Raw genomic sequence first — 21847 nt, forward strand, 5'->3', positions numbered from 1 at the left:
GACTCCTTTTACGGGCACCATGCCCCCACAGGGGCATGAAGCCCCCAGTGGGGTTACAGTCATAGTTACTTCACGCCTGCCAGTTGAGAATTGATGTTCTCTTCCAGCCAGCCTTGAAGCGATTCAAGGTCACGTTTGTCTTCCGTATTGCTGGCTTTACGTGCATCTTCCGACACAGCGCTCAACATGGCGTTAGCCTCAGCAAGTGATTCAACATTGTTCCCAGGGAACACAATCGTTTGACTGTGATCTTTCATGGTCTTCTCCTTTGAGAATGGAGGACCGTCTCCCATCAGGAAGAGCGGCCCCGTGGGTTAAAAGTAAAAATCCTCCAGCTCTTCATGGTCAGGCTTTCGCTCAACTGGTCGAAGCAACTCAGCTTCATCAGCGAACTCAAGCTCAGGATGAAAAGCAGGATGAAATCCTCGATGCCAGACTGGACGGTCATTATCGAGGTCTAAGTAGCAGTGCCTCCCACTGGCTGGGTGATAGCAGTAAAGCCACTGTCTACCACTAACGGTAAACGGCTTCTCTGCACCTCCACATGCCGGTACAAGGTTATCTGCTGCTATATGCGCTACAGCATCCATAGGATCAGTCCTCATCTTCGTCATCACGAACACAAAGATCACGAGCAACTATTTCCGCAGCTATCAACGCATAATCGTTGCCCTGCCAGAACCACCGCTCCGCCAGCTCATAGGCTTCGCTGGAAGGTTCGCCATAACCATGAGCCACCACGTAATCGTGGAACACTTCATGATCAAATGCCTTGCCATCAGCTTCCATGAACCAACCGACAGGGCACTCCAGAATGCGATGCCTTACGACATCTCGCTCTGAATACCCCTCTCTGACGGCTTGCTCCAACATTTCCCGCGACATACCAGGAGGAGTGATGATCTCTATGCTGATCCCGTCACTTCCTGCAAGATTGTCCTCGTATGGAAGACCGGCAAGTGTAAGGTGATTGCGCTTGCACCAGCCGATGGTCCGAAGTATCCGACTTTTGTCAGACTCCCTGGCCGTGTATCGGTTAAGCTGCATAGCCACCTCCAGCACACTCCCCATCTTCGATTTCACTTCCGAGCTCGACCATTCCAATCAGGTCAAGCTGGGTCATGTCCGAATCCAGAGAGCAGTCAATTGCTGACTGAATGATGCCTTTGTGGGCCAAGCCTAAAACGGACTTAATAGTCGAAAGCAGAGACTCGGCTTCGCTCTCGATTTGCTCCAGAATGTCTTTCCATTCCCAGTGCTCAAACGGTTGCCAAACGACCAGATCCTCAGGCTCGTCTCCCCGTTCGACACACTCAGACAAATACTCATAAGCCTTGCACCAATTCTCTTGTTGGCCCAGTTCACTGAGCACTAGAGCGGTAGCATGACCGTATGCGATTTGTTCAACTTTGGTATTGATAGACATAGTGTTTCTCCTCGTAATGGATAGAGGAGCCCCACCCGCAGGAAAGGCTCCTCCGGATGGGTTAAATTTCCAAGGTCACATCGGTTTTTGCTTTAGCGCAGCAAACCAACACTTCCCCTTCTTTGACAAATGCGATGGGCGTCTCGTCATAGGCCACTTGACCTTCGAGTAGACGAACCCGGCACATGCCACAAAAGCCACTGCGACAATGCGTTTCAACAGTGAGGCCTTTGCTTTCGATTTGCGCCAACAGCACATTGTTGCTGGCTTGAAGTTGTACGTTCATGGTCACGCTCCTTTGTTGTTGATGAGCGCGACCAATCCCCTCCGGGATGTCACGCCCCGGTTGGGCTACTCAGCAAGTGCATAGACACCTACCTCGATGCGAATAAAGAACCTGGCATCTTGAAGAACTTGCCTGACCTTTGCTTGCCAGTGGTTGTTCTCTCGATGCTTTGCGTAGGGTTCAATCTCTTTGTAAATCTGCTCCAGCTTCAACGTTTTCCCCTGTAGGGTTCGGCGTATTGCAGCTTTCCACGTAGTCGAAACCATATTGGTTGCTCGACGGTGTACGGCAGCAAGAAGACAGAGCGATGAGGCAACGTCGTTACGACGAAACACCAACAGCTTTTCATGGGCGATACGCACCAGCTTCCCGGAATACTGAGTTCGGTCACTCACACAGTTGTGCTGTGTTTTGATGATCTCATCCACCAGCTTCCCAGGTGCGATACGTTCCACAAGGCTGGACAGGTTGAAATAATCCCCATCGCGCCTCAGGTTTCCCATGAGGATTCCGTAATGCCCTCCTCGCTCACAGGCGTCATGAATATTCATAACGGCCAGCTCAAGGGCTTCAACGAACTCAGGCAAATTCATGCGGCTCATATCCCATTTGTTGGGCTCGCCCCACTGCTTACCTGAATACTGGATCATGTCCCAGTAAGGAGGGTGCCACCAGATCAGGTGTGCAGGCTCTCCGAGGAACGAAAGGAAGTCATCCCGCAACAGGTTGAACCCCTGATGCAAGTCTGTCCCTTTGAAACGGACACCAAGTTCATTGGCAACGTCGATGCTAGAGCCACCCCCAACACTTGGGTCTGCCACCAGCCCGTTCGGCTTTCTCATGTAAGACTCAATGAAGTCTTTAACGATAAAGCCCGAGCAGTTGCCTCGGTACTTGTTGTTTCCGTAAGGCCCCCTGTTTTCGTAGGAGCATACTGATGATTTGAACATGGCGTCCTCCATCATAGATGGGGCGCACCATGCTCCCATCAGGGGCCGGTTCGCCCCTGGTTAGGGATTAAGATCAAGCGTTATCTGCATACCACCAGCTAAGGCGATTGCAATCACGAAAGAAGGTTGCTTCATCAGGAGCCTTCATCATGACCACATCACCTTCGCAGTAGGTGCATAGCTCAAGCGTTGCTTCATTTTTCCAAAAGGCACTGCACCCCGATTCTTGATACACAACCTCCCATTTGGGATGTCGCAAGTACCGATGGAAGAAATCGAGAGTGTCACCATAAGGGAAGTTGAAGCGCTCCATCACTGAACCATTTTCTGTCAGTTCAGGTTTAACCTTGCCGGTTTTCAAGCGCTTCTTGATGATGCGCTGAACCCAACGAAGTCGTGCAAACAGCCGATTGGTGTCTTTCTCGTACCACTGGGGATTACGCTTGCTCCAGTAGAGCTTGGCGAAGATTTCCCCGGACAAATCCTTCATCTGGTTTTCGTTGAGCTCATCAAGAAAACGTCGAGAAGGTTTGTCGTAGTCAAGAACTGCTTCCAAAGCTGATAGGTTTTTCATAGGGACTCCTTATTGCGATTGCGGAGCCCCGTCCCCTCAGGGCTATCGGAGCCCCATAGGGTTAATTAGGGTTAATGGTTGAACGGCGATTTATCGAGGGTTGGTGAATCGAATGGCTTTACCAACGAAATCGGCCATCAGTCGATTCCCAGTAGAGCTGAAATAGCTCTGCCACTCTTTCCAACCACCAACGGATTCCACCGAGCTTGGAGACTCGAAGATACCCCAGATACGCATTTCACAACCTCGTTGCAACACTCGGTTTACCTGGTCAACCAAGTATTCCTTGTTCTGCAATGAAGAGAGGTTGCAAGGCATCTGCATGATCAGCTTTTCAGCTTGCTCGAAGTCGATTTTTTCAATCAACCCCGTGCGGGTATCCACAGAGAATGGAACCACCTGTTGACCGTGGTTAGACCACAACCAATGGGTGATATAGATCGGATTAACGCCAACTTCCGCTGGCACCAATACGCTGCCGCAAGACCGCAACAGCCAGACCAGACGTAAACCATCGAATCGATCCAGAGACTCCACATCGGTAGTGATGTCATCCTGGTAGATTTCAGGCAGCTTATGTTCGGCGGCGAGAGAGATCATTACGGATTTGAGATTGTTCAGATGAGACATGTGTGCTCCTTAAAGTAACTTGGGCACACAGAGCCTGTCAGGCGCAGTGCGCCCTTAGGCTGAGGTTGAATGCTGTTTGTTTTTGGCGACCAGCTATCGCACGTTTCGCCCTCAGAGAGGACAAAATTCACTTTCTCAGCAACCCTCAATGAAGGCCTCTGAGAAAGTGGGAGGGTATTCCCTCCTCACTTTGATTGTTCCACGAGAGCTGTGTGAACAGGAACGCTCAAACTGCCCTTTTCGGGTGCAAAGCTCAAAGACGCATCAACTGCCCCGTCTTTTCAGTTCTTCGACCAGATGTTCAGGCACCTTACTCGCAGTACAGGCCAGCAATACATCGAGGCCTACCGGCTTGTGAAAGCGCTTATTTGACCAGGAATCGCCAACTGATGACTTTGCCCAGTCGATTGCTTGCCCAAGACTGTGGAACTGCCGCCTGCCTGTGTATCCCATACGACTATCCAAAGTAACACCCTGGAACAGTCTGTAAAACTTCAACCCAATTTACCACCACGATCACACAATGCTTACCGCCAGTTGTACTTTCTTGTAACCACCAGTTGCAGCAATCATCCAGTTAATGGTTCTTCAGCTATGAGCGAATAGCTGACGAAGAAAGAACTAAATGTCGTAGAAAAATAACTGTCCGCAACGTCTTAATTGCGGACATTGATGCAGATCAGACCTGCAATGCATGCCCTGAATTTGCTGTTTTAACGTTTAAGCAACGCAAAGTGTTTTTTACCTTTTTGCAGGATCCAGTACTGGTCAAAGAGCGCAAATCCCAAATCGTTTTGCTCAGCCGTAACTTTTTCACCATTGACTCGAATCGCATCACTTGCTAACAATTCTCTCGCGGCACGTTTTGACGCTGCCAACCCACTTTTTATCAGGGCTTCGGTTAAATCATGGCTACTTATATGCCATGTTGGTAAACCATCCAGTTCCAACTGCTTTAACTCGCTGAGTTGAAGCTGCCGAACCCTACCTGTGAACAGGGCTTCAGTGATCCGTTGCGCATGCAGGAGTCCGTTTTCACCATGCACAAATTGAGTCAGTTCTTTCGCCAGAATATATTGGGCCTGAGGCTTCTGGTGGTTAGCTTTATCCTCATTTTCAATACGGTCAATTTCATCGCAGCTCAAAAAGGTGTAGTACCGTAGAAAACGATAGACATCGGAATCTGCTGTGTTTAACCAGAACTGATAAAACGCATAGGGCGAAGTTTTGGCTGCATCAAGCCAAACAGTTCCGGTTTCAGATTTTCCGAACTTTGTGCCGTCGGATTTTGTGATCAAAGGCAAAGTTAAGCCATGAACTTCACGCCCATTTCTGCGCCGGGTGTAATCAATACCACTTAAGATATTACCCCACTGATCATTACCACCTATCTGTAAGCGACAATCATACCTTTCATTGAGTTCAGAAAAATCGAAAGCTTGTAGCAAGCTGTAACTGAATTCTGTAAATGAAATCCCTTGATCTGGTCGCAGCAAACGTTGTTTTACTGAGTCGCGGTTAAGTAAGTTATTGACCGAAAAATGCTTGCCTACATCACGAAAGAAATCGACCACGTTCAGTTGATGGATCCAATCGGCATTATTAACAAGTTGCAAAGGTTGATTTAGCCGTGGTTGTAGTAAATTCAAAATTTGCACAGATAAATCGTTGACCCAGCCCGCAACTGTCGAAGTACTGTTGAGGCTGCGTTCAGAGGCTTTAAAACTTGGATCACCGATAAGGCCTGTAGCACCGCCGATTAAAGCAATAACTTTATGCCCGGCGTCTTGAAATCTCTTCAGGAGCAATAGCGGCACTAAGTGACCAATATGCAAGCTTCCCGCTGTCGGATCAAAGCCACAGTAAAGGGTTTGCGGTGAGCTTAATAATACTTTTAGTGAATAGATATCTGTCGATTGCGCTATCAAACCACGCCGTTCTAAATCGCTCAAGAGTGCCGTATCCATAATTTTTCCCGCTTAGTTCTGTTAATACGGCAACACTAATGAGTGCACTTTGATATGCCTATGTCCCTTTAGGGATGGTTTCGAAAATTAATCAGGGGCATGTGTCAGGAGATGATTGAGGAATAATTGGAAAAGCTCACCTAAAGAATTGATATGTAATTGAGCGTAGATCTGTTTGCGATAATTTTTCACAGTGCCAATTGATAGCCCAAGCTGTGCTGAAACTTCACTGCTATCCAAACCCTGTACCAGCAGGCTAGCAATTTGTTGCTGTCGTTTCGTCAATACAGATTGAGCGAATGTCTGTATTGATTCATCCACATAGCTTCTCATTGTGGCTCGGCTGATAACTATCTCGTTGAATGATTGCGCCAAATTAAAGGCAGCATGTTGCCAGTGTTGTTGGCATAAAGCTTTGATCACAGCAAAGTGTTGTTTGAAACAAACGAGCTGGTCAGCTGTAAAACGACTCTTTTCATTGGTAACGCCGAGAAATATCAACACATCGCGTTCTGCACCGATGTTAATCAAAAGACATAACTCATCCTGCCAGCCTGTTTGCAAATAAAATTGATGCAAATAATCCTGATGTTCCCTTTGTTTGATGACCTGCTTAAGGCTGAAAACACCTTCTTGGCGCGTTAGTAATTGGTGATAAAACGGGTCTTGTTGAAAAGTGCTCGTGAGGTACTGCTGAAACAGCAGGTGTCTGTTGGATTCAAGGGAATCAAATAGGTATACCGGATGTTTACCAGCTGCATATCCCAGAATCACAGCGTTATCGTAGGAGCCTAGGAGCTTTAAAAATCGCATCAGACTTAACGTAAATCGTGTCGAACTTATAGATGAGATCGCTTCCGCGAGTAAGGTATTTAGTTGCGATTCGGACATAAGACAAGGTTCGCAATCAATAGTTGTAAAACGTCGTCTTAATTTATCACCTTAATCACTGGCTGCACTATCTCATAATCACAAGTTTGAAAGGTCGTTAAGTCAATCGATCGTTTTCTTAGATAAAAAATGGGAGTCAGTAGATTAAAGGATATTTACAACCAAATTATAAATCTTTAACCAACCTTTCTTAGTTGAGTGTTTTGATGTTTTAATTTTACATTAACAGATTGAATTAACAGGCATACACAAACAAGCCCCATGCCCATCCAACCTATTGGTTTAAACTCCTCTCCGATAATCCATACTGCCAGAATCGAAGCAATTAAAGGCTCAATTAAAGTGATGATTGTTGCAGTACTTGCATCAATGGTGCGAAGGCCGAATCCGTATAATAAATAACCAAGAAACATCGGGACCACAGCCATGTAGATAGCAACCATGGAATTTTCTACGGTGGTAAATAGGTTTTTTCCGGTGATAAATAGAGATGGCAGCAAAATTATTGCTGCAATACCAAATAAGCTAGCCATGGCAGATCTAGAGTTCATTCCTTTGCTTATCATGTTTTTCACTGCAAATGAGTAACCAGCATAAGTCAGTCCAGCTATAAGCCCCAAGAATATTCCTAATTGCTGAGTTATTTCATCTGCTTCGAGAGCATCTATTTCAGCTCTACCTATACTTAGCAATACAATTCCACTTGCACCAAATACAAAGCTCAATAGCCATTTCAAAGAGAACGTCTTTTTACAAAAAAGACGTTCGATGATTGCGGCAAATAGAGGCGCACTCGCAATCGAAACGACAGTACCAATAGCAACACCGGACCAACGCATAGAGGTATAAAATGCCAAAGGATAAAGTACGACACACAAGCTTCCTAGCATGAGGCTCAAAGGAGTTTTTCGAATACGGGATAAGTCTTGAGCTAATCTCTCTCTAGCATTAACACACAGTAAAATACCGCCAAATCCCATAGAAAATGCACCAATAGCAAAAGAACTGATATCAGGCGCAAAGCTAGCAGCAGTGCCAGTTGTTCCCCACAAAAAACTCGCAATAACAATTGCTAGCATTCCGTTTGCACGCGTTGTCATAAACATCTTCATCACCTGCATAGACTGACTATCAATTCAGATAATGGTATAGATATCCGTCTGGGAAAAATTGACAAAAAGGACGCATTTGTTAGAGATATAGACGCAAGTTATTTTTTTGATAACAGCGGCGAGAGTCCGTAATACTGGGAGAATTTGCGACTAAATGTCGAGCTTTCTGGGTAACCCACCATCTCACCAACTTGCTGAACGGAGAAATCTGTATGTCTAAGGAGCGCCTGTGCTTTCTCCATACGTAATTTGGTAACATAATCATGAACAGTAAAACCAAGCTGCTTCTTGAACAGAAGTTTAAACTGAGTACTGCTTAAACATGCAATTTTAGCAAGCTGATTTACAGTTAAAGTCTCTTGTATGTTCTGTTGAATGTGATGCACAGCTTTGGCAATTCGATTATCCAGTCTCGGCAGTAGCTCTTGTTCAGCGAGCAAAAGGTAAAAAGTACTGAACATCGCATATTCAAGGTCACTATTGAGTTGGTGTTGTAATTGCTCCTCTACAAAAGTCAGATAACAAGACAAGGATTTTGAAATTGCGAAAACACTACTTCCATCAAGCTCAATATTTTCTGGAAGTTTGTCCATATCCGCGACAACAAACAGAGCATCAGGATGAGCATTAAAAAGATGCGCTTCGTGTTTTCTAACGACAACGCATTCACCTGCAACAACTTTCCCGCTGAATTGGCCTACCTCAATTACAATTCCGCCACGTAATGGTAGAACTAATTGGTAATAACCATGTGAGTGATTGGTCGACTTAGTGCTGTATGAGCGTATAGATAAAAGGTTGGGCATAGGCGTAGACACATATTTAGCACCGCACTGCTATTATGCATGGAAGGAATCATCAAACAATACCAAGCGACTATTAACTTAGTTTGGGTTAGCTTTTGGTGTATTGCGACGATCCATACTTTAGCCTCAAACCCACGATGCAAAAAAATGGTACTTTCTGAAAGTGATGATTCTACTCATGTCAAGGCTGGAAGCTGGTATCGCAATCGAATGGTACATAAAGTGTAATTAATGAGTGATAATTAGTTAAGGATGACACAACCAGATTTGAGCTAACGTCTTCGTCGCATTTGGCATGACACCTTAAAATCAGTTTATGCCCACAATCACCTCAGAACAGCATTATACTTCGTTATCTTGATAGACAGAATTTAACTGTAGATGGAGCAAAATGAGTCCAAAAGATGCGTCAACTTTTGTGAGTTACATCCTCGATGTTCTGCGATTGGAAATGAACAGCTCCTATCTTCAAAAGAAGATGGATGATCACAGATCTTACACCGCCCTCATTTTTATTGGACTGATACCTCTCGGGCTTGCCGATTACCTGATTGAATGGGGAGTCTCGGACCAGAAATCAAAAATACATTTTGGATATTATGCATTCTACTTTTGGCTAGCAATACCAGCATATGCGCTCTGGAAGACCAATAATTATCTTGTTTCAGTTTTCATCATATTGCTGACGCTTGCTATTTGCAGTTTACAATCGGCATTCATCTTGGGAATGGACGAGATAAGCTTTCTGACAATCATCAGCTCTATCGTGACAACACCTTTTTTTGTACTGTTTATCTTGCTTGGCCTCTCGCTTTACCTTCAGATTGCTTCATTAGCTTTGATACTCCTGATCCCATTTTATCTGGGCAGTGGTGGTATTGTTGGCGATGTTCCTGATGATGCGTATATTCAGTTATCTCTTCAGTCTTGTTTGGCAACCGTGTTTGTAATGGGCATTTTTTCATGGAGTTATTATCATCGCCATATCCTAGAAAACGCACTTGAGAAATCAACCAGAACTGATCCGCTTACAGGTGCGGCTAATCGCAGATTTTTTGACAAGTTTATCAAGCTTGAGGTGTTGAACAGTGTGAGTTTTAAACGGAGTTGTTCGTTGATTATGCTGGATATCGATCATTTCAAGCGGATCAATGACACGTACGGCCATCCCACTGGTGATAGAGTCATCCGGCAATTATCGGATTTGTGCGTTCACAGCTCCCGTAAAAATGATTTAGTTGCCAGACTCGGTGGTGAAGAGTTCGCAATTGTGATGCCTGAGACAAAATCTAGTGAGGCTGAAAAACTGGCAGAAAGAATAAGGCGTAGTGTAGAAGAGACAACAATTTTAAGTGACGATGGCCAACCTGTTAAATGGACGGTGAGTTTAGGCGTGACTGAGCTTGTTTCAGAGTCCGTCAGCCGTGAAATTCAGGTAAGTGCATTTGTTGAAAAATTTATTCAATCTGCCGATTCTGCACTTTATCAAGCAAAAAATAGCGGACGCAACCAGCTCATCGTGCGCAACTTAGTCTTGGGTTGATTGATAGACCACATCATTCGATATGTTCTGGCTCAGGCCAGCACAAGGAGATAATTGTGCCGCCATCAGCTGATAATGTGCAGGTTGCATAACCTCCATGCGCTTTGGCAATCGCTGAGACGACAGCTAACCCCAAACCACTGCCATTGCGTTTACTATCAGGGGCTTGCATGAATGGTGTAAAAATATGCGGCAGAAAATCTGGGGGGATCCCCGGACCTTCGTCTTGCACACTTAACTGATAATTATGGTTTTTCTTCTCCAAACTGATATAGATCCGGCCTGAACTAGAGTACTTTTTTGCATTGTCCAGCAGCGCAAGCATTGCTTGCCTAATTCTAACGGGATCACAAGAAACAATCATTGCGTCGATATTGATACAGGGCGTGAATTTACTGTCGTCAGAAAAAATCCCAGAGAACTGTATTGCAGAGTCAATTTCATCTTTGATATCAGTGTTGACTCTATTGAGATACAGGTTGCCACTATCCGCCAAACTGATAACCCTCATGTCCTCTATCAGCCTATTTAACCCTTCAACCTGAGTTAATAAGCTTTTAAATTGCATTATGTCCGGCTGGAAAACACCATCAACAAGACCTTGCAGCCTGCCACGTAAAATCGTGACAGGTGTCCGTAACTCGTGAGCAATTGCCGCATTCCAGAAGCGTTGTTCTTCCGTCATTTTTTGCAACTTTTCAGCTAAATGATTAAAGTCTGCTGCCAACTGGGATGCTTCACCCATAGACTCATCATCGGCAACAGCTCTCGCGCTCAAATCTCCTTTGGCAAGGCTTCGGATCCCGGCTGCGAGTGAATTTAGTGGAGTGAGGATCCGTTTGGATAAGCTCAAAGCAACCCATACGGCCAGCACCAGTCCAGCGATTGTAGTACCCAGCATCCAAAATAGTTCCGGCACAGTCGGCACTAAGCTGTTGACCGGAACATTTTCAGGCCAATATTTGTCCCAAAAGTAGTAAAAAATATATGCAGTAAAAATGACTAAAAGTATCACCCCCAAGGCAATTGCCATCATTGAAAATGCAATTTGCCGACTCAAACCAACCAACTTCATTCTTGGCTCCATAACCGATAACCGGCACCTCTTAAACCAGACGGGATCCCCTTTACACCAAGGTTTTCTAGCTTTTTCCGAAGCTTAGAGATGTGGCTATCGACAGTTCTTTCTAAAGCGTCACTCTCAGGTAAGCAATGACTTAGAAGCTCTGCCCGGCTAAATACTTTTCTTGGTGATTTTGCAAGTTGAACCAATAACTTGAACTCCGTCATGGTCAGCGATATTTGTTTTCTATCGGGGTTGTCGATGAATACCTCGTACGTTTCCAAATCAATATGAAATGGGGATACTTTGAGCACCTGATTGTTGGATTTTTGCGATTCAGGGGATACACGACGAAGCACCGCCAGCACTCGCTCTGTCACTTCGGCAGGATTAAATGGTTTCACCACATAATCGTCAGCCCCCATCCGTAACCCCATCAACTTATCAATATCCTGATCCATAGCGGTGAGCATGATGACAGGTGTATTACCCCGATTTCTGATCTCGGATAGGACCTGCCAGCCATTGAGTTGCGGCATTTGAATATCCAGCAATACCAGTGCCGGTTTTAGTGTTGCATGCAGGTCTAGCGCTCGTCGGCCATCCTCGGCAATCTCACATCGCAACCCACTTCTTCGCAAGTAACCGGAGAGGATATCAGCGATATCAGCCTCATCTTCAGCAATAAGGATCAAGGGGGAACCAAGCGTTTTTTCACCTCGGCTAGATAGAGCGAGAGTCGTCATTTTAAAGTTTTCTGACATAAATACGGTTTCTCCATCATTCCTCCACATTGGCTCCCTCAAACGCCAACACTCTTTGTCTACACTGAGATGTAAACAGAATTCCGGACTATAGCTCAAGAGGACATTTGATGAAATCAACTAAGCAGCTGAATGTAATACATGCTTTGTTACTGCTCACCTTAACAGGGTGTAGCCCCGAAATGCCAGATATGACAACACCACCGCCACCAGTTTCTATTCTGGAAGTAACGCCATCGCGTGTTGCACTGACCGATGATTTAACCGGGCGTGTTGCGCCTGTTCGTGTTGCCGAAATCAGACCACAAGTCACTGGTATTATTCAAGAACGCTTATTTGTTCAAGGTGCAGAGGTTCATGCTGGCCAGCCACTTTTCCAAATCAATCCAGCGCCGTTTAAGGCTGACGTAGAAACATCTGCTGCGGCTTTGATGCGTGCCGAGGCTGCACTGAGCAGAGCGCAAATTCAAGTCAAACGCTTGCAACCGCTGGTTGAAGGAGATGCCGTTAGCAGGCAAACCTACGATGACGCCGTGTCTGCCAAAGATCAGGCTGCTGCCGAGGTTGCTCAGGCTAAAGCAGAGCTATCCCGTCGAAAATTGGATTTACAATTTTCAACAGTGGATTCGCCGATCAACGGTCGCATCGAGCAATCAATTGTTTCTGAGGGAGCTTTGGTCGGTCCGAGTGACAACACTTCACTGGCAAAGGTACAACAAATCAACGAGGTTTACGTCGATGTACGCCAGCCTGCTGAATCACTGGATTTGCTAAGAGAGGCGACCGAGGCTGGTAAAAAAGAATTGCATGTTGAAATTCTAAAAGCCAGTGGCAAGCCATTCGATGTTAAAGGCAAAGTCTTGTTCTCGGGATTGACCGTTGATGAGGCAACTGGCGATGTGTTGGTGCGTATTTTGGTGAGCAACACAAAGCGTGAGTTACTACCCGGTATGTTTGTAAGAGCCAGACTCACACTGGCCAGTTTCGACGATGCCTTACTCGTACCACAGGAAGCGGTAACCAGAACCGGAGACGAAGCATGGGTTTGGCTGCTGTCTGAAGGCAATAAAGTGCGTCAGGTCCATGTTCAGCTCGGAGAGTTGATTGATCGCAGCTATCGAATCGAAAAGGGTATTACGGCTGGCGACAAGGTGATTGTTAGCGGCCTCGACCGAATGAGTGAAGGTGCTGAAGTGACTCCGTCGAACGCAGTTCAACCAACTGTCGATACTGCAATCAGCAGTAATACCTCAACCGGCGAGCGGGAGTAGTTAAGATGCCGCAATTTTTTATTAACCGCCCCGTATTTGCTTGGGTTGTTGCACTTTTTATCATCATGTCTGGTTTGATAGCATTACCTCAGCTACCGATTGAGCGCTATCCTTCAGTTGCTCCGCCTCAGGTGACCATCACAGCCGTATATCCCGGTGCAACTCCCCAAACGATGAATGATTCTGTGCTCGGTCTTATCGAACGAGAACTGTCGAGCTTAAAGAATCTACTCTATTTTGAGTCATCTTCTGATACGTCAGGGGCAGCTACTATCACTGCTTCTTTTAAACCCGGAGTGAATCCTGAGTTAGCGCAAGTCGATGTGCAAAACAGACTAAAAACCATCGAAGCCCGTTTGCCGCAAACTGTCAGACAAAATGGTCTGATTGTCGAAGCTGCATCCTCGGGCTTTTTGATGCTTGTCAGCCTTAAATCCGATGACAATCGCTTCGATAGCACGGCGCTTTCTGATTACATGGCCAGAAACGTCATCGAAGAGTTACGCCGAATTGAAGGTGTTGGTCGCGTTCAATTGTTCGGTGCCGAGCAAGCGATGCGGATTTGGGTCGATCCAGTAAAACTCACTGCTTATAACTTGTCGATGGCCGATCTTTCTAATGCGATCACTCAGCAGAATATTCAGATTGCACCGGGCCGTCTTGGCGATGAACCAGCGCCTGCGGGACAGAAAGTTGCAATCCCATTAATGGCGAAAGGTCAGTTAGAAACTCCGGAAGAATTTGCAAACATCGTGCTTCGCGCTGAGGGAAGTGGTGCAAAACTGGTATTGGGCGACGTTGCTCGTGTTGAGTTAGGTGCTCAATCTTACGCATTTCTGACGCGAGAAGACGGAAAAACAGCAACAGCAGCTGCTATACAACTTGCGCCCGGCGCGAACGCAGTACTGACCTCTGAGCGTGTTAAAGAGCGCATGCAGTTGCTTCAGCAGACGATGCCCGTTGGGATGAGTTATTCAGTTCCCTTCGATACTGCGCCATTTGCAAAAATTTCGATTGAGAAAGTCGCTCATACGTTAATTGAGGCGATGGTTCTTGTGTTTCTCGTAATGTACCTGTTTTTGCAGAATGTCCGCTACACCTTAATACCAGCAATTGTCGCTCCAATCGCGTTGCTGGGTACATTCGCCGTTATGATGTTAACCGGTTTTTCTATCAATGTCCTCACGATGTTCGGGATGGTGTTGGCTATCGGTATCATCGTGGATGATGCGATTGTTGTTGTCGAAAACGTCGAGCGTTTAATGGCAAAAGAGGGTCTGTCGCCACGTGATGCTACCGTTAAAGCAATGAAAGAAATTACCGGGGCAATTATTGGTATCACGCTGGTGTTGACCGCCGTATTTATTCCAATGGCTTTAGCAAGCGGTTCCGTTGGCGTGATTTATCAACAATTCACGCTCTCAATGGCCATCTCTATTTTATTCTCTGCCTTTTTAGCATTAACTTTCACGCCTGCTCTGTGCGCCACATTGTTAAAGCCAATCAGCCATGGCCATGCCGAGAAAACGGGATTTTTCGGTTGGTTTAATCGTCGGTTCGACCGGATGACAGATCGCTATGGTGTGAGAGTCAGCAAACTGACCAAGCGGATTGGTCGGGTAATGCTGATGTTTGCGCTGCTGGTCGGCATGCTGGTGTACTCTTTTGGTAAATTACCGTCAGCCTTTTTGCCTGAAGAAGATCAGGGTTATTTCATTACCAGCTTTTTACTGCCTTCAGATGCAACCACTGAACGCACCTCTGCGGTGGTGAAATCTTTTGAAGAGTACGTAGCAACAAGACCGGGTATTAAATCGAATATATCGATCCTAGGTTACGGCTTGTCTGGCTCTGGCACCAATGCAGCGGTTAGTTTTACCATGCTGAAGGACTGGGATGAACGAAATGGTGCAAATGCGTGGGAGGAAGTCTACTACGCCTACATGACCATGGCCGAAACCGCTGGTGAAGGATTGGTGTTCAGTATCATGCCACCTGCTATTGACGAGTTAGGCAATTCATCAGGCTTTTCTATGCGCTTGATCGACCGCAGTAATCAGGGGTATGAAGCCCTTCAAGCTGCACAAGCCAAGCTGTTAGAGCTCGCTAACAACAGTAAAATTGTTACCGGGGTCTATGCCGACAGTCTTCCTGCGGGTACTGGGATCACTCTTCATATTGACCGGCAGAAAGCAGAGGCTTTGGGTGTGTCCTTTGCTGCAATCAGCGATATGCTCTCCACGGCAATGGGGTCGAGTTACATCAATGATTTCCCTAACCGTGGGCGGATGCAACAAGTCATTATTCAGGCTGACTCAAAATCTCGGATGCAGATTGAAGACATTCTGAAATTACGTGTCCGAAATGTCAGTGGTGGCATGGTTGCTCTATCAGAAGTCGTTACACCTAAATGGGGGGCGACACCATTACAATTGATGCGTTTTCAAGGACTACCCTCGGTCAGAATCGCCGGTGGTGCTGCTCCGACATTCTCAAGTGGCGAGGCGATGGACGAAATGGAGCGCCTCGCAGCTCAGCTTCCTCCGGGTTTTGATATCGCTTGGACAGGACAGTCTTTGCAAGAAAGGCAGTCAGCCTCTCAAGCGCCAATGCTCATGGCTCTTTCGATGTTAGTCGTATTTTTGGTACTTGCAGCCTTATATGAAAGCTGGGCTATTCCGGTTTCAGTAATGCTGGTGGTGCCATTAGGCCTGCTCGGCGCTGTAGGTTCGGTATTGCTGCTTGGAATGTCAAATGACGTGTTCTTCAAAGTTGGTATGATCACCGTTATTGGCTTATCGGCCAAAAACGCTGTTTTGATTGTCGAGTTTGCGAAGCAGCTTCGTGAAGAAGGTCATGGGTTAATTGACGCAGCGGTGACAGCTTCCAGACTGCGATTAAGACCCATCCTGATGACGTCACTTGCATTTGGTCTTGGTGTATTGCCACTAGTTTTCGCTTCTGGTGCAAGTGCAGAAACACAGGCAGCTATCGGTGTTGGTGTCTTTGGAGGAATGGTCACAGCCACAGTGCTTGCAATTTACTTCGTTCCGGTATTCTTCGTACTTGTCATGAGTATCCAAGAGCGTTTTTCTGCATCCCGCAAGAAAGCAACTAGCAAACCTCAAGCGAGCAACGAGGAGTCGGTGTAATGAAGTTAAATATTTTTAGCCTGCTTTGCGCATCTTTGCTAACCGGATGCACACTGGCACCCGATTATCAGAGGCCACCAGTAGATACGCTGAACTACAACCAGCTAAATACCGAAAACGTGTCGCAAAAATCGGCAGTGGATTTGTCTTGGCAATCTGTGTTCAAAGAGCCAAGGTTGCAGCAGTTAATTGGTTTAGCGCTGGAAAATAACAAAGACTTGCGGCTGGCTACTTTAAACGTGGCCGCTGCAAAGGCTCAGTATGGTATCCAGCGTTCATATATGTTGCCCTCTGTTGATGCCACAATCAGCGGAACTCGCCAGCGTGGAGAGAATGATACCGGAGGTGTAAGTACAACCTCTGAACACGGAGTTGGCTTGGGGACGAGCGCTTTTGAAATAGACTTGTTCGGTTATGCACGCTCAATGAGTGAAGCAGCCTTTTACCGGTATCTTGCAACGGAACAGGGGCAAAAATCAGCAGAGTTGGTTTTAATAAGTGCGGTTGCAGATGCGTATCACGCACAGTTGCTTGCTCAAGAGCAACTTTTGCTTGCACAGCAGACTTTGGCTGATTGGGAGCATTCACTGCTGTTAGCTCGCCAACTGAGAGCCGCTGAACAAAGCAGTGGCTTAGATGTTGCGCAAGCCGAAGGACAGGTTGCGAGTGCTGAAGCTGATTTGCAGGCCCGGCTGCGTGTGCTGGCCCTATCTAACAATGCTCTTCAGCTGTTGATAGGAAAAACACTACCTGAAGGTTTATCAAAACAGTCAGTGTTAGAAACTCAGCCACTTCAGGTGATGCCTGCCAACTTAACGTCAGAATTAATCCTTAATCGTCCAGATGTAGTACAAGCCGAGTTAAATCTGAAAGCTGCAAATGCAGATATTGGCGCAGCTCGGGCTGCATTTTTTCCACGGATTTCGCTGACGGCTTCAACAGGTTATAGCAGTTCAGAAGTGAAGAATCTGTTTGATAGTGACAGCCGGGTTTGGAGTTTTGCCCCGCAAATTAATATACCGATATTTAATGCTGGTAAGTTGAAATCGGAACTCCGCTTGGCGGAGATCCGAAAATCCGGAGCCGTCATATCTTATGAACAGACCATCCAGACGGCATTCAAAGATGTGGCTGACGGATTAAGCGGTTTGGAGACTTTTGGACTGCAAATAATGGCACAAAAGAGAGCCGTAAGTAGCGCGTCTAAACGAGCGGAGTTATCCCTGCTTAGATACCGAGCAGGTGTTGATGGCCGCTTAGAACTACTTGATGCACAACGTCAACTTTATGCCGAACGTCAGGTTCTGATTGATTTGCGTGGTGCGGAGCTCGCGAACTATGTGGCTTTGTATAAAGCCCTTGGTGGCTCCTTTTTAAATAAAGCAGAGACGGGAGTACACTAAGTATCATGTTGAATCAGGCAGCGTCTGAACCTACTCGGGATCTTTCTGACCGCGATACATGTGGTCAAAGTGACCCCGGTCCCGATTGGCCGTTAAGGTTTTGGGCTATTTTTATTGGGCAGGCGCTTTCTCTGTGTGGATCGGCCCTGACTCAGTTTGTGCTGCTATGGTGGATCACGGATACCACCGGCAGTGTCAGTGCGTTGGCTATTGCAGGTATTGTGGCTTTACTGCCACAAGCCTTGCTTAGTCCTCTGGGTGGAGTACTTGCAGACCGTTACAGCCGCCGACTTTTGATGATCATTCCTGATGTTGTCAGCGCGATATGCATGGTGGTGCTCATCGTGCTGTTTAATACCGAAAGTATCGAAATATGGCATATCTGGGTGATGTTGGGGATCCGCAGTGCGATGCAAGCATTTCAGGCACCAGCTGCGGCGGCGAGCACATATATGCTAGTCCCCAAAAGTTTCTTGATGCGAGCCGCTGGACTTAATCAGGCTTTACAAAGCATGACAGTGGTCATTGCAGCGCCGCTGGGGGCCCTTGCTATAAGTGTCATGCCAATCGGCTGGGCCCTATCTATAGATGTGTTCACTGCACTTTGTGCTGTGATACCACTGTTGATATTCGCAATTCCTCAGAGTCGTGCAGTCCGTAAGGCTGATACAAGTATGGTCAGTGAGTTCAAAGAAGGTATTGATACCATTCGCAACACGCCGGGACTAGCCCGATTATTCCTGCTGCTGGCGACGACGGTGCTTGTGATTATGCCGTCATTTACATTATTACCGCTGTTGGTTAAACAATATTTTGGCGGCGGCGCTAATCAAGTGGCTTTGATGGAGGGCTTGTCGGGTGTAGGGATGGTCTTGGGTGGCTTAGCTGTTGCTGCTATGCAATTAAAAACCCCTATTTACTGGATTCTGGCAGGGTTTGCTACGTCTTGTTTTGCCGTCGCATTAACGGCACTGGTTCCATCCAGCCTATTTGGCGTTGCCGTTGCGTGGTGGGTCATCAGTGGTGTGTGTTTTGTTTTCGGTAGTGCGCCTCTGACGGCATTGTTGCAGACCATCATCCCAAATTATCTTCAAGGGCGTGTTTTGTCCATTATGAACTCGATGATGAGCCTTGCGGCTCCCATTGGGTTGTTGCTGATAACACCTCTGGGAGAAATTTTTGATGTCAGAGCTATTTTTCTTGTAGCGGGGATTTTAGGCGGATTAGTCAGTGTAAGTGGCTTCTTTTCGCCAAAGTTACTGAAACTTGGACGTTGAACTTAGTTAAATTCAACAGTGCGGATGCAGCTCGAATAGGTACTTTCTAGTCGATATGTTCATCCGCATATGTTCGCCTTAATCTCAATAGTTAATTATTAGAAACGATGAAACTGAGCAGAGTTATCAAGAATGTCGGCTCTATAGCCGAAAGAAGACCATTAACAAGAAGGAATTGTAATCGCCGCTTTTGGCACAAAGCCACGCTCCGACGAAGTGGTACTTTCCGAGAAAGTTGTGGTGCGATTAATTTGCAACACGTGGTAAGGAGCGGTTGCAATTAGGTGGTAAATTAAGTGCAATTAATCAACAGTCTCCAGTACATCGGAGGAATGCGCTTAGCAAGCAGTAAAAAAGGCGTCTCCGGCACTGTAGCCCTTCTACCTTTGTTCCGATGATACAAATCCAAAGATGAATGGAATTGGTGTAAGCGTCCGGGCAACTACACCTATCTTTTAAAATTCCATGGTAACAGGCTGTCTATATCCGGTGCTGGTTGGCACAGTTCATTAAGGCAAGCCATGATGTAATCAAATGGCACTAAGCCATTAACCTTTGCGGTTTCCACAATGCTGTAAAGCGTGGCACTGGCATGAGCCCCATTAGCTGTCTGACTGAATAACCAATTTTTTCGACCAATCACAAACGGTTTTACCGCTCGCTCTGCACGATTATTATCAATACTCAATCTGCCATCATCAACATAACGAATAAGTTTGTGCCATTGATTAGCCAGGTAATTAGCCGCCTCTATCAGTTTGGTATTACCCACTAAATTCGGTTGGTTTTGCTCAAGCCATGCTTTTAGCTTGTCCAGTATAGACACACTGACTGCTTGTCTTGTCGTGTATTTATCATCCGCACTTTTATCTTTAACGCGTGACTCAACGCCGTACAGTTTTTGGATAAGGCTCAATACCACATCCGCTTTGCCGGTTTTATTTTTACCTTGCAGCTTTTTGGCTTCAATAAATTTACGACGCGCATGCGCCCAGCAGCCAGTTAAGGTTGCCTGTGTTTTTTCATAAGCTTGATAACCATCTACGTGCAAGTACCCTTGATATCCATCAAGATAATTAACCACGCACGCGGCCGCGCGACTATTGTGAAAATCGTAAAGCACGATATTAGGGATAGGATTATTCGGGTCTGGTGAATCTCGACCTGAGCAATACACCCACATGTAGCTGTTCACTTTATCGGATTTCACCACCTTTAATGGCGTTTCATCGGCAAACAGCGTGGGCTGCTTTAACAGCTCGGCTTTAAGTCGCTCAACTAGTGGCGCGAAGAGTGCGGCGGATTTGTCTATCCAGCTGCTCATGGTCTGGCGACTGAGCTCAATACCGTATTGCTTGAACATCGCTTCCTGGCGATAAAGCGGTAACCCGTATTGGTATTTACTGGTGATAAGCTGACTGAGCAAACTGCTCGTCGCGATACCTTTATTAATCGGCATTGCAGGCATTGGTGCTTGTTTTATTGGCGTATTCGTCGAGGATTTATCACAGTGACGGCACGCGTATTTAGGCCGAATGTGCTCAATGACTTTTATTTGCGCTGGGATAAACTCAAGCTTTTCTGACTTATCTTCACCCATTTTATGTAGCTCACCGCCACAGCAATCACAGGTTTTATCTTCAATGTCGTGGATAACTTGCTCACGGGGTAAGTCTTTTGGCAGTGGCTTACGCACCGGTTTTTTGCGGGTATAGCTAATGGATTGTTGCTCAGCCTCAACGGCTTCAACAATCTCTTCTACTTCATTGAATAACTCGCCTTGCCCTACAAAGCCTTCAGCACTTTTGCCAAATTGTTTTTGTTGGGCCAGGCGCCAGCGTTCTTCTAGCGCAGCTATTTGCGCATCTTTTTGTAAAGATAATTGCCGCTCATTTTCGAGCAGTTTTTCCAGTTCAGCAATGCGCTGTTGAAGGGCGAGTACATTTTTCATGACGCCTATTTTAAGGCGTCACCAGCGGGTTTCCAGTGCTAAATGAACATCCTTTGATGATCATCAATCGATCGCAAATATTAAAGTAATTGCTTACCTGCTATATCAATTTTACTGTGGCCAATGACATCATAACCCGACAATAACCAGTGTAATTGTTGCTCGGTTAATGTCATGGTGGGTGACATGAGTTTGGGCCATTTGAACTTATGCTTATCTAATCGCTTATACCACAGCGCAAAGCCGGTATTATCCCAATAAAGCAATTTGAGTTTGTCACGGCCTTTATTACAAAAGACAAATAGCGCACCACTGAGCACTGGGAGTTCAAGCTCTGCTTCCACTAAGGCGGCTAACCCATTAATCGATTTTCGAAAATCGACCACATCGGCACATACATAAACGGTGGGCACATCAACAAACATCTTCATGCCATTAGCCCTTTAATAATGGCAACGATATCGGTCGTTGCTAAATCTGCAGGTAGGGTGAGTTGGCCGGTGCGGGTATCAAACTGCAGTGTATTTTGATGAGTGTGCTCGCAGACGTCAGTGGTGGTTTGTTTTAGTTGAATAAAGCGTGATGATGTAGCGCGCGTTGGTAAGGTTATTTTTTGCTGGTTCTCAGCCTGTAAAGCACGTTGTTTATAATAAGTGGTAATCGAGACATTATGATGTTGGCAGAATTCAACATTAGTGCCACTAAACGAGCCGCGTTGTTGAAGTAGCATCTGCCACTGAGTAGTTGTTCTGTATGTTTTCATCACCTGCTCCAAATTTAT

21 protein-coding genes are annotated in these 21847 nt (G+C 46.2%); 5 read left to right on the forward strand and 16 right to left on the reverse strand.

Going from position 1 to position 21847, the window contains the following annotated elements; all coding sequences use genetic code 11:
- Window positions 1–65: 65 nt before the first annotated feature.
- The 11 genes from AC4OVU_RS24735 to AC4OVU_RS24785 all read right to left on the reverse strand — a co-directional run bounded on the left by AC4OVU_RS24735 (window position 66) and on the right by AC4OVU_RS24785 (window position 8654).
- On the reverse strand, window positions 66–257 hold the full coding sequence (locus AC4OVU_RS24735) for a hypothetical protein (RefSeq protein ID WP_000651508.1): 192 nt from the start codon (window positions 255–257) through the stop codon (window positions 66–68).
- A gap of 337 nt (window positions 258–594) precedes the next feature.
- Window positions 595–1047: a hypothetical protein gene (locus AC4OVU_RS24740; RefSeq protein WP_001176699.1), complete on the reverse strand. Its 453-nt coding sequence runs from the start codon at window positions 1045–1047 to the stop codon at window positions 595–597.
- Window positions 1037–1426: a hypothetical protein gene (locus AC4OVU_RS24745; protein WP_000026577.1), complete on the reverse strand. Its 390-nt coding sequence runs from the start codon at window positions 1424–1426 to the stop codon at window positions 1037–1039. The genes AC4OVU_RS24740 and AC4OVU_RS24745 overlap by 11 nt, the downstream gene beginning before the upstream one ends.
- Window positions 1427–1487: 61 nt before the next feature.
- Window positions 1488–1712: a class I ribonucleotide reductase maintenance protein YfaE gene (gene yfaE, locus AC4OVU_RS24750; protein ID WP_001102700.1), complete on the reverse strand. Its 225-nt coding sequence runs from the start codon at window positions 1710–1712 to the stop codon at window positions 1488–1490.
- A 65-nt stretch (window positions 1713–1777) separates the two neighbouring features.
- Entirely contained in the window at window positions 1778–2662 is an 885-nt protein-coding gene (locus AC4OVU_RS24755; RefSeq protein WP_000477209.1) for a hypothetical protein, read from the reverse strand.
- A 73-nt stretch (window positions 2663–2735) separates the two neighbouring features.
- On the reverse strand, window positions 2736–3236 hold the full coding sequence (locus AC4OVU_RS24760) for a hypothetical protein (RefSeq protein WP_000793769.1): 501 nt from the start codon (window positions 3234–3236) through the stop codon (window positions 2736–2738).
- Between the two features lie 90 nt (window positions 3237–3326).
- Entirely contained in the window at window positions 3327–3866 is a 540-nt protein-coding gene (locus AC4OVU_RS24765) for a hypothetical protein (protein WP_000018872.1), read from the reverse strand.
- A gap of 713 nt (window positions 3867–4579) precedes the next feature.
- Window positions 4580–5836, reverse strand: a complete 1257-nt coding sequence (gene tyrS / locus AC4OVU_RS24770) for a tyrosine--tRNA ligase (RefSeq protein ID WP_199880438.1) — start codon at window positions 5834–5836, stop codon at window positions 4580–4582.
- Window positions 5837–5920: 84 nt separating this feature from the next.
- The gene (locus tag AC4OVU_RS24775) at window positions 5921–6646 is read right to left on the reverse strand and encodes a LuxR C-terminal-related transcriptional regulator (RefSeq protein WP_225373300.1); all 726 of its coding nucleotides are present in this window, start codon (window positions 6644–6646) and stop codon (window positions 5921–5923) included.
- A 254-nt stretch (window positions 6647–6900) separates the two neighbouring features.
- A complete protein-coding gene (locus AC4OVU_RS24780) occupies window positions 6901–7830 on the reverse strand; it encodes a DMT family transporter (protein ID WP_114139812.1) in 930 nt (309 codons plus the stop codon).
- A 104-nt stretch (window positions 7831–7934) separates the two neighbouring features.
- On the reverse strand, window positions 7935–8654 hold the full coding sequence (locus tag AC4OVU_RS24785) for an AraC family transcriptional regulator (protein ID WP_213899779.1): 720 nt from the start codon (window positions 8652–8654) through the stop codon (window positions 7935–7937).
- A 379-nt stretch (window positions 8655–9033) separates the two neighbouring features.
- Between AC4OVU_RS24785 and AC4OVU_RS24790 the strand changes: the two genes are divergently transcribed.
- Window positions 9034–10185 (forward strand): GGDEF domain-containing protein, encoded by a 1152-nt coding sequence (locus AC4OVU_RS24790; protein ID WP_048822807.1) that lies wholly within the window; start codon window positions 9034–9036, stop codon window positions 10183–10185.
- A 13-nt stretch (window positions 10186–10198) separates the two neighbouring features.
- On the opposite strand, the gene AC4OVU_RS24795 is transcribed toward AC4OVU_RS24790, so the two are convergent.
- Together AC4OVU_RS24795 and AC4OVU_RS24800 are read right to left on the reverse strand one after the other, a co-directional pair.
- On the reverse strand, window positions 10199–11260 hold the full coding sequence (locus AC4OVU_RS24795) for an ATP-binding protein (RefSeq protein ID WP_065800145.1): 1062 nt from the start codon (window positions 11258–11260) through the stop codon (window positions 10199–10201).
- Window positions 11257–11994: a response regulator gene (locus AC4OVU_RS24800; RefSeq protein WP_048822864.1), complete on the reverse strand. Its 738-nt coding sequence runs from the start codon at window positions 11992–11994 to the stop codon at window positions 11257–11259. The genes AC4OVU_RS24795 and AC4OVU_RS24800 overlap by 4 nt, the downstream gene beginning before the upstream one ends.
- Before the next feature lie 128 nt (window positions 11995–12122).
- Between AC4OVU_RS24800 and AC4OVU_RS24805 the strand changes: the two genes are divergently transcribed.
- The 4 genes from AC4OVU_RS24805 to AC4OVU_RS24820 are packed head-to-tail and all read left to right on the forward strand — an operon-like array spanning window position 12123 to window position 19115.
- A complete protein-coding gene (locus tag AC4OVU_RS24805) occupies window positions 12123–13283 on the forward strand; it encodes an efflux RND transporter periplasmic adaptor subunit (RefSeq protein ID WP_048822808.1) in 1161 nt (386 codons plus the stop codon).
- 5 nt (window positions 13284–13288) lie between these two features.
- Window positions 13289–16435, forward strand: coding sequence for a multidrug efflux RND transporter permease subunit (locus AC4OVU_RS24810; protein WP_048822809.1), 3147 nt, complete (start codon window positions 13289–13291; stop codon window positions 16433–16435).
- Window positions 16435–17838, forward strand: a complete 1404-nt coding sequence (locus tag AC4OVU_RS24815) for an efflux transporter outer membrane subunit (protein ID WP_048822810.1) — start codon at window positions 16435–16437, stop codon at window positions 17836–17838. Before AC4OVU_RS24810 ends, AC4OVU_RS24815 begins: the two co-directional genes overlap by 1 nt.
- Window positions 17839–17843: 5 nt before the next feature.
- Complete coding sequence (locus AC4OVU_RS24820; RefSeq protein ID WP_065800143.1) at window positions 17844–19115, forward strand: MFS transporter; 1272 nt, start codon at window positions 17844–17846, stop codon at window positions 19113–19115.
- 448 nt (window positions 19116–19563) lie between these two features.
- Here the strand turns inward: AC4OVU_RS24820 and AC4OVU_RS24825 are convergent, their stop codons facing one another.
- The 3 genes from AC4OVU_RS24825 to AC4OVU_RS24835 all read right to left on the reverse strand — a co-directional run bounded on the left by AC4OVU_RS24825 (window position 19564) and on the right by AC4OVU_RS24835 (window position 21829).
- Complete coding sequence (locus AC4OVU_RS24825) at window positions 19564–21066, reverse strand: IS66-like element ISShes9 family transposase (protein ID WP_011790088.1); 1503 nt, start codon at window positions 21064–21066, stop codon at window positions 19564–19566.
- A gap of 80 nt (window positions 21067–21146) precedes the next feature.
- Window positions 21147–21497, reverse strand: coding sequence for an IS66 family insertion sequence element accessory protein TnpB (tnpB, locus tag AC4OVU_RS24830; RefSeq protein WP_011790089.1), 351 nt, complete (start codon window positions 21495–21497; stop codon window positions 21147–21149).
- Window positions 21494–21829: a hypothetical protein gene (locus AC4OVU_RS24835; protein WP_014611559.1), complete on the reverse strand. Its 336-nt coding sequence runs from the start codon at window positions 21827–21829 to the stop codon at window positions 21494–21496. The genes tnpB and AC4OVU_RS24835 overlap by 4 nt, the downstream gene beginning before the upstream one ends.
- Window positions 21830–21847: the final 18 nt, after the last annotated feature.

Source organism: Enterobacter sp. 6722112, from assembly GCF_058661685.1.

Bases quoted from the DNA above. Each gene is read 5' to 3' on its own strand.
- AC4OVU_RS24735 (WP_000651508.1), bottom strand. From the start codon at position 257: ATGAAAGATCACAGTCAAACGATTGTGTTCCCTGGGAACAATGTTGAA.
- AC4OVU_RS24740 (WP_001176699.1), bottom strand. From the start codon at position 1,047: ATGCAGCTTAACCGATACACGGCCAGGGAGTCTGACAAAAGTCGGATA.
- AC4OVU_RS24745 (WP_000026577.1), bottom strand. From the start codon at position 1,426: ATGTCTATCAATACCAAAGTTGAACAAATCGCATACGGTCATGCTACC.
- yfaE (WP_001102700.1), bottom strand. From the start codon at position 1,712: ATGAACGTACAACTTCAAGCCAGCAACAATGTGCTGTTGGCGCAAATC.
- AC4OVU_RS24755 (WP_000477209.1), bottom strand. From the start codon at position 2,662: ATGTTCAAATCATCAGTATGCTCCTACGAAAACAGGGGGCCTTACGGA.
- AC4OVU_RS24760 (WP_000793769.1), bottom strand. From the start codon at position 3,236: ATGAAAAACCTATCAGCTTTGGAAGCAGTTCTTGACTACGACAAACCT.
- AC4OVU_RS24765 (WP_000018872.1), bottom strand. From the start codon at position 3,866: ATGTCTCATCTGAACAATCTCAAATCCGTAATGATCTCTCTCGCCGCC.
- AC4OVU_RS24775 (WP_225373300.1), bottom strand. From the start codon at position 6,646: ATGCGATTTTTAAAGCTCCTAGGCTCCTACGATAACGCTGTGATTCTG.
- AC4OVU_RS24780 (WP_114139812.1), bottom strand. From the start codon at position 7,830: ATGTTTATGACAACGCGTGCAAACGGAATGCTAGCAATTGTTATTGCG.
- AC4OVU_RS24790 (WP_048822807.1), top strand. From the start codon at position 9,034: ATGAGTCCAAAAGATGCGTCAACTTTTGTGAGTTACATCCTCGATGTT.
- AC4OVU_RS24795 (WP_065800145.1), bottom strand. From the start codon at position 11,260: ATGAAGTTGGTTGGTTTGAGTCGGCAAATTGCATTTTCAATGATGGCA.
- AC4OVU_RS24800 (WP_048822864.1), bottom strand. From the start codon at position 11,994: ATGACGACTCTCGCTCTATCTAGCCGAGGTGAAAAAACGCTTGGTTCC.
- AC4OVU_RS24805 (WP_048822808.1), top strand. From the start codon at position 12,123: ATGAAATCAACTAAGCAGCTGAATGTAATACATGCTTTGTTACTGCTC.
- AC4OVU_RS24810 (WP_048822809.1), top strand. From the start codon at position 13,289: ATGCCGCAATTTTTTATTAACCGCCCCGTATTTGCTTGGGTTGTTGCA.
- AC4OVU_RS24815 (WP_048822810.1), top strand. From the start codon at position 16,435: ATGAAGTTAAATATTTTTAGCCTGCTTTGCGCATCTTTGCTAACCGGA.
- AC4OVU_RS24820 (WP_065800143.1), top strand. From the start codon at position 17,844: ATGTTGAATCAGGCAGCGTCTGAACCTACTCGGGATCTTTCTGACCGC.
- AC4OVU_RS24825 (WP_011790088.1), bottom strand. From the start codon at position 21,066: ATGAAAAATGTACTCGCCCTTCAACAGCGCATTGCTGAACTGGAAAAA.
- tnpB (WP_011790089.1), bottom strand. From the start codon at position 21,497: ATGAAGATGTTTGTTGATGTGCCCACCGTTTATGTATGTGCCGATGTG.
- AC4OVU_RS24835 (WP_014611559.1), bottom strand. From the start codon at position 21,829: ATGAAAACATACAGAACAACTACTCAGTGGCAGATGCTACTTCAACAA.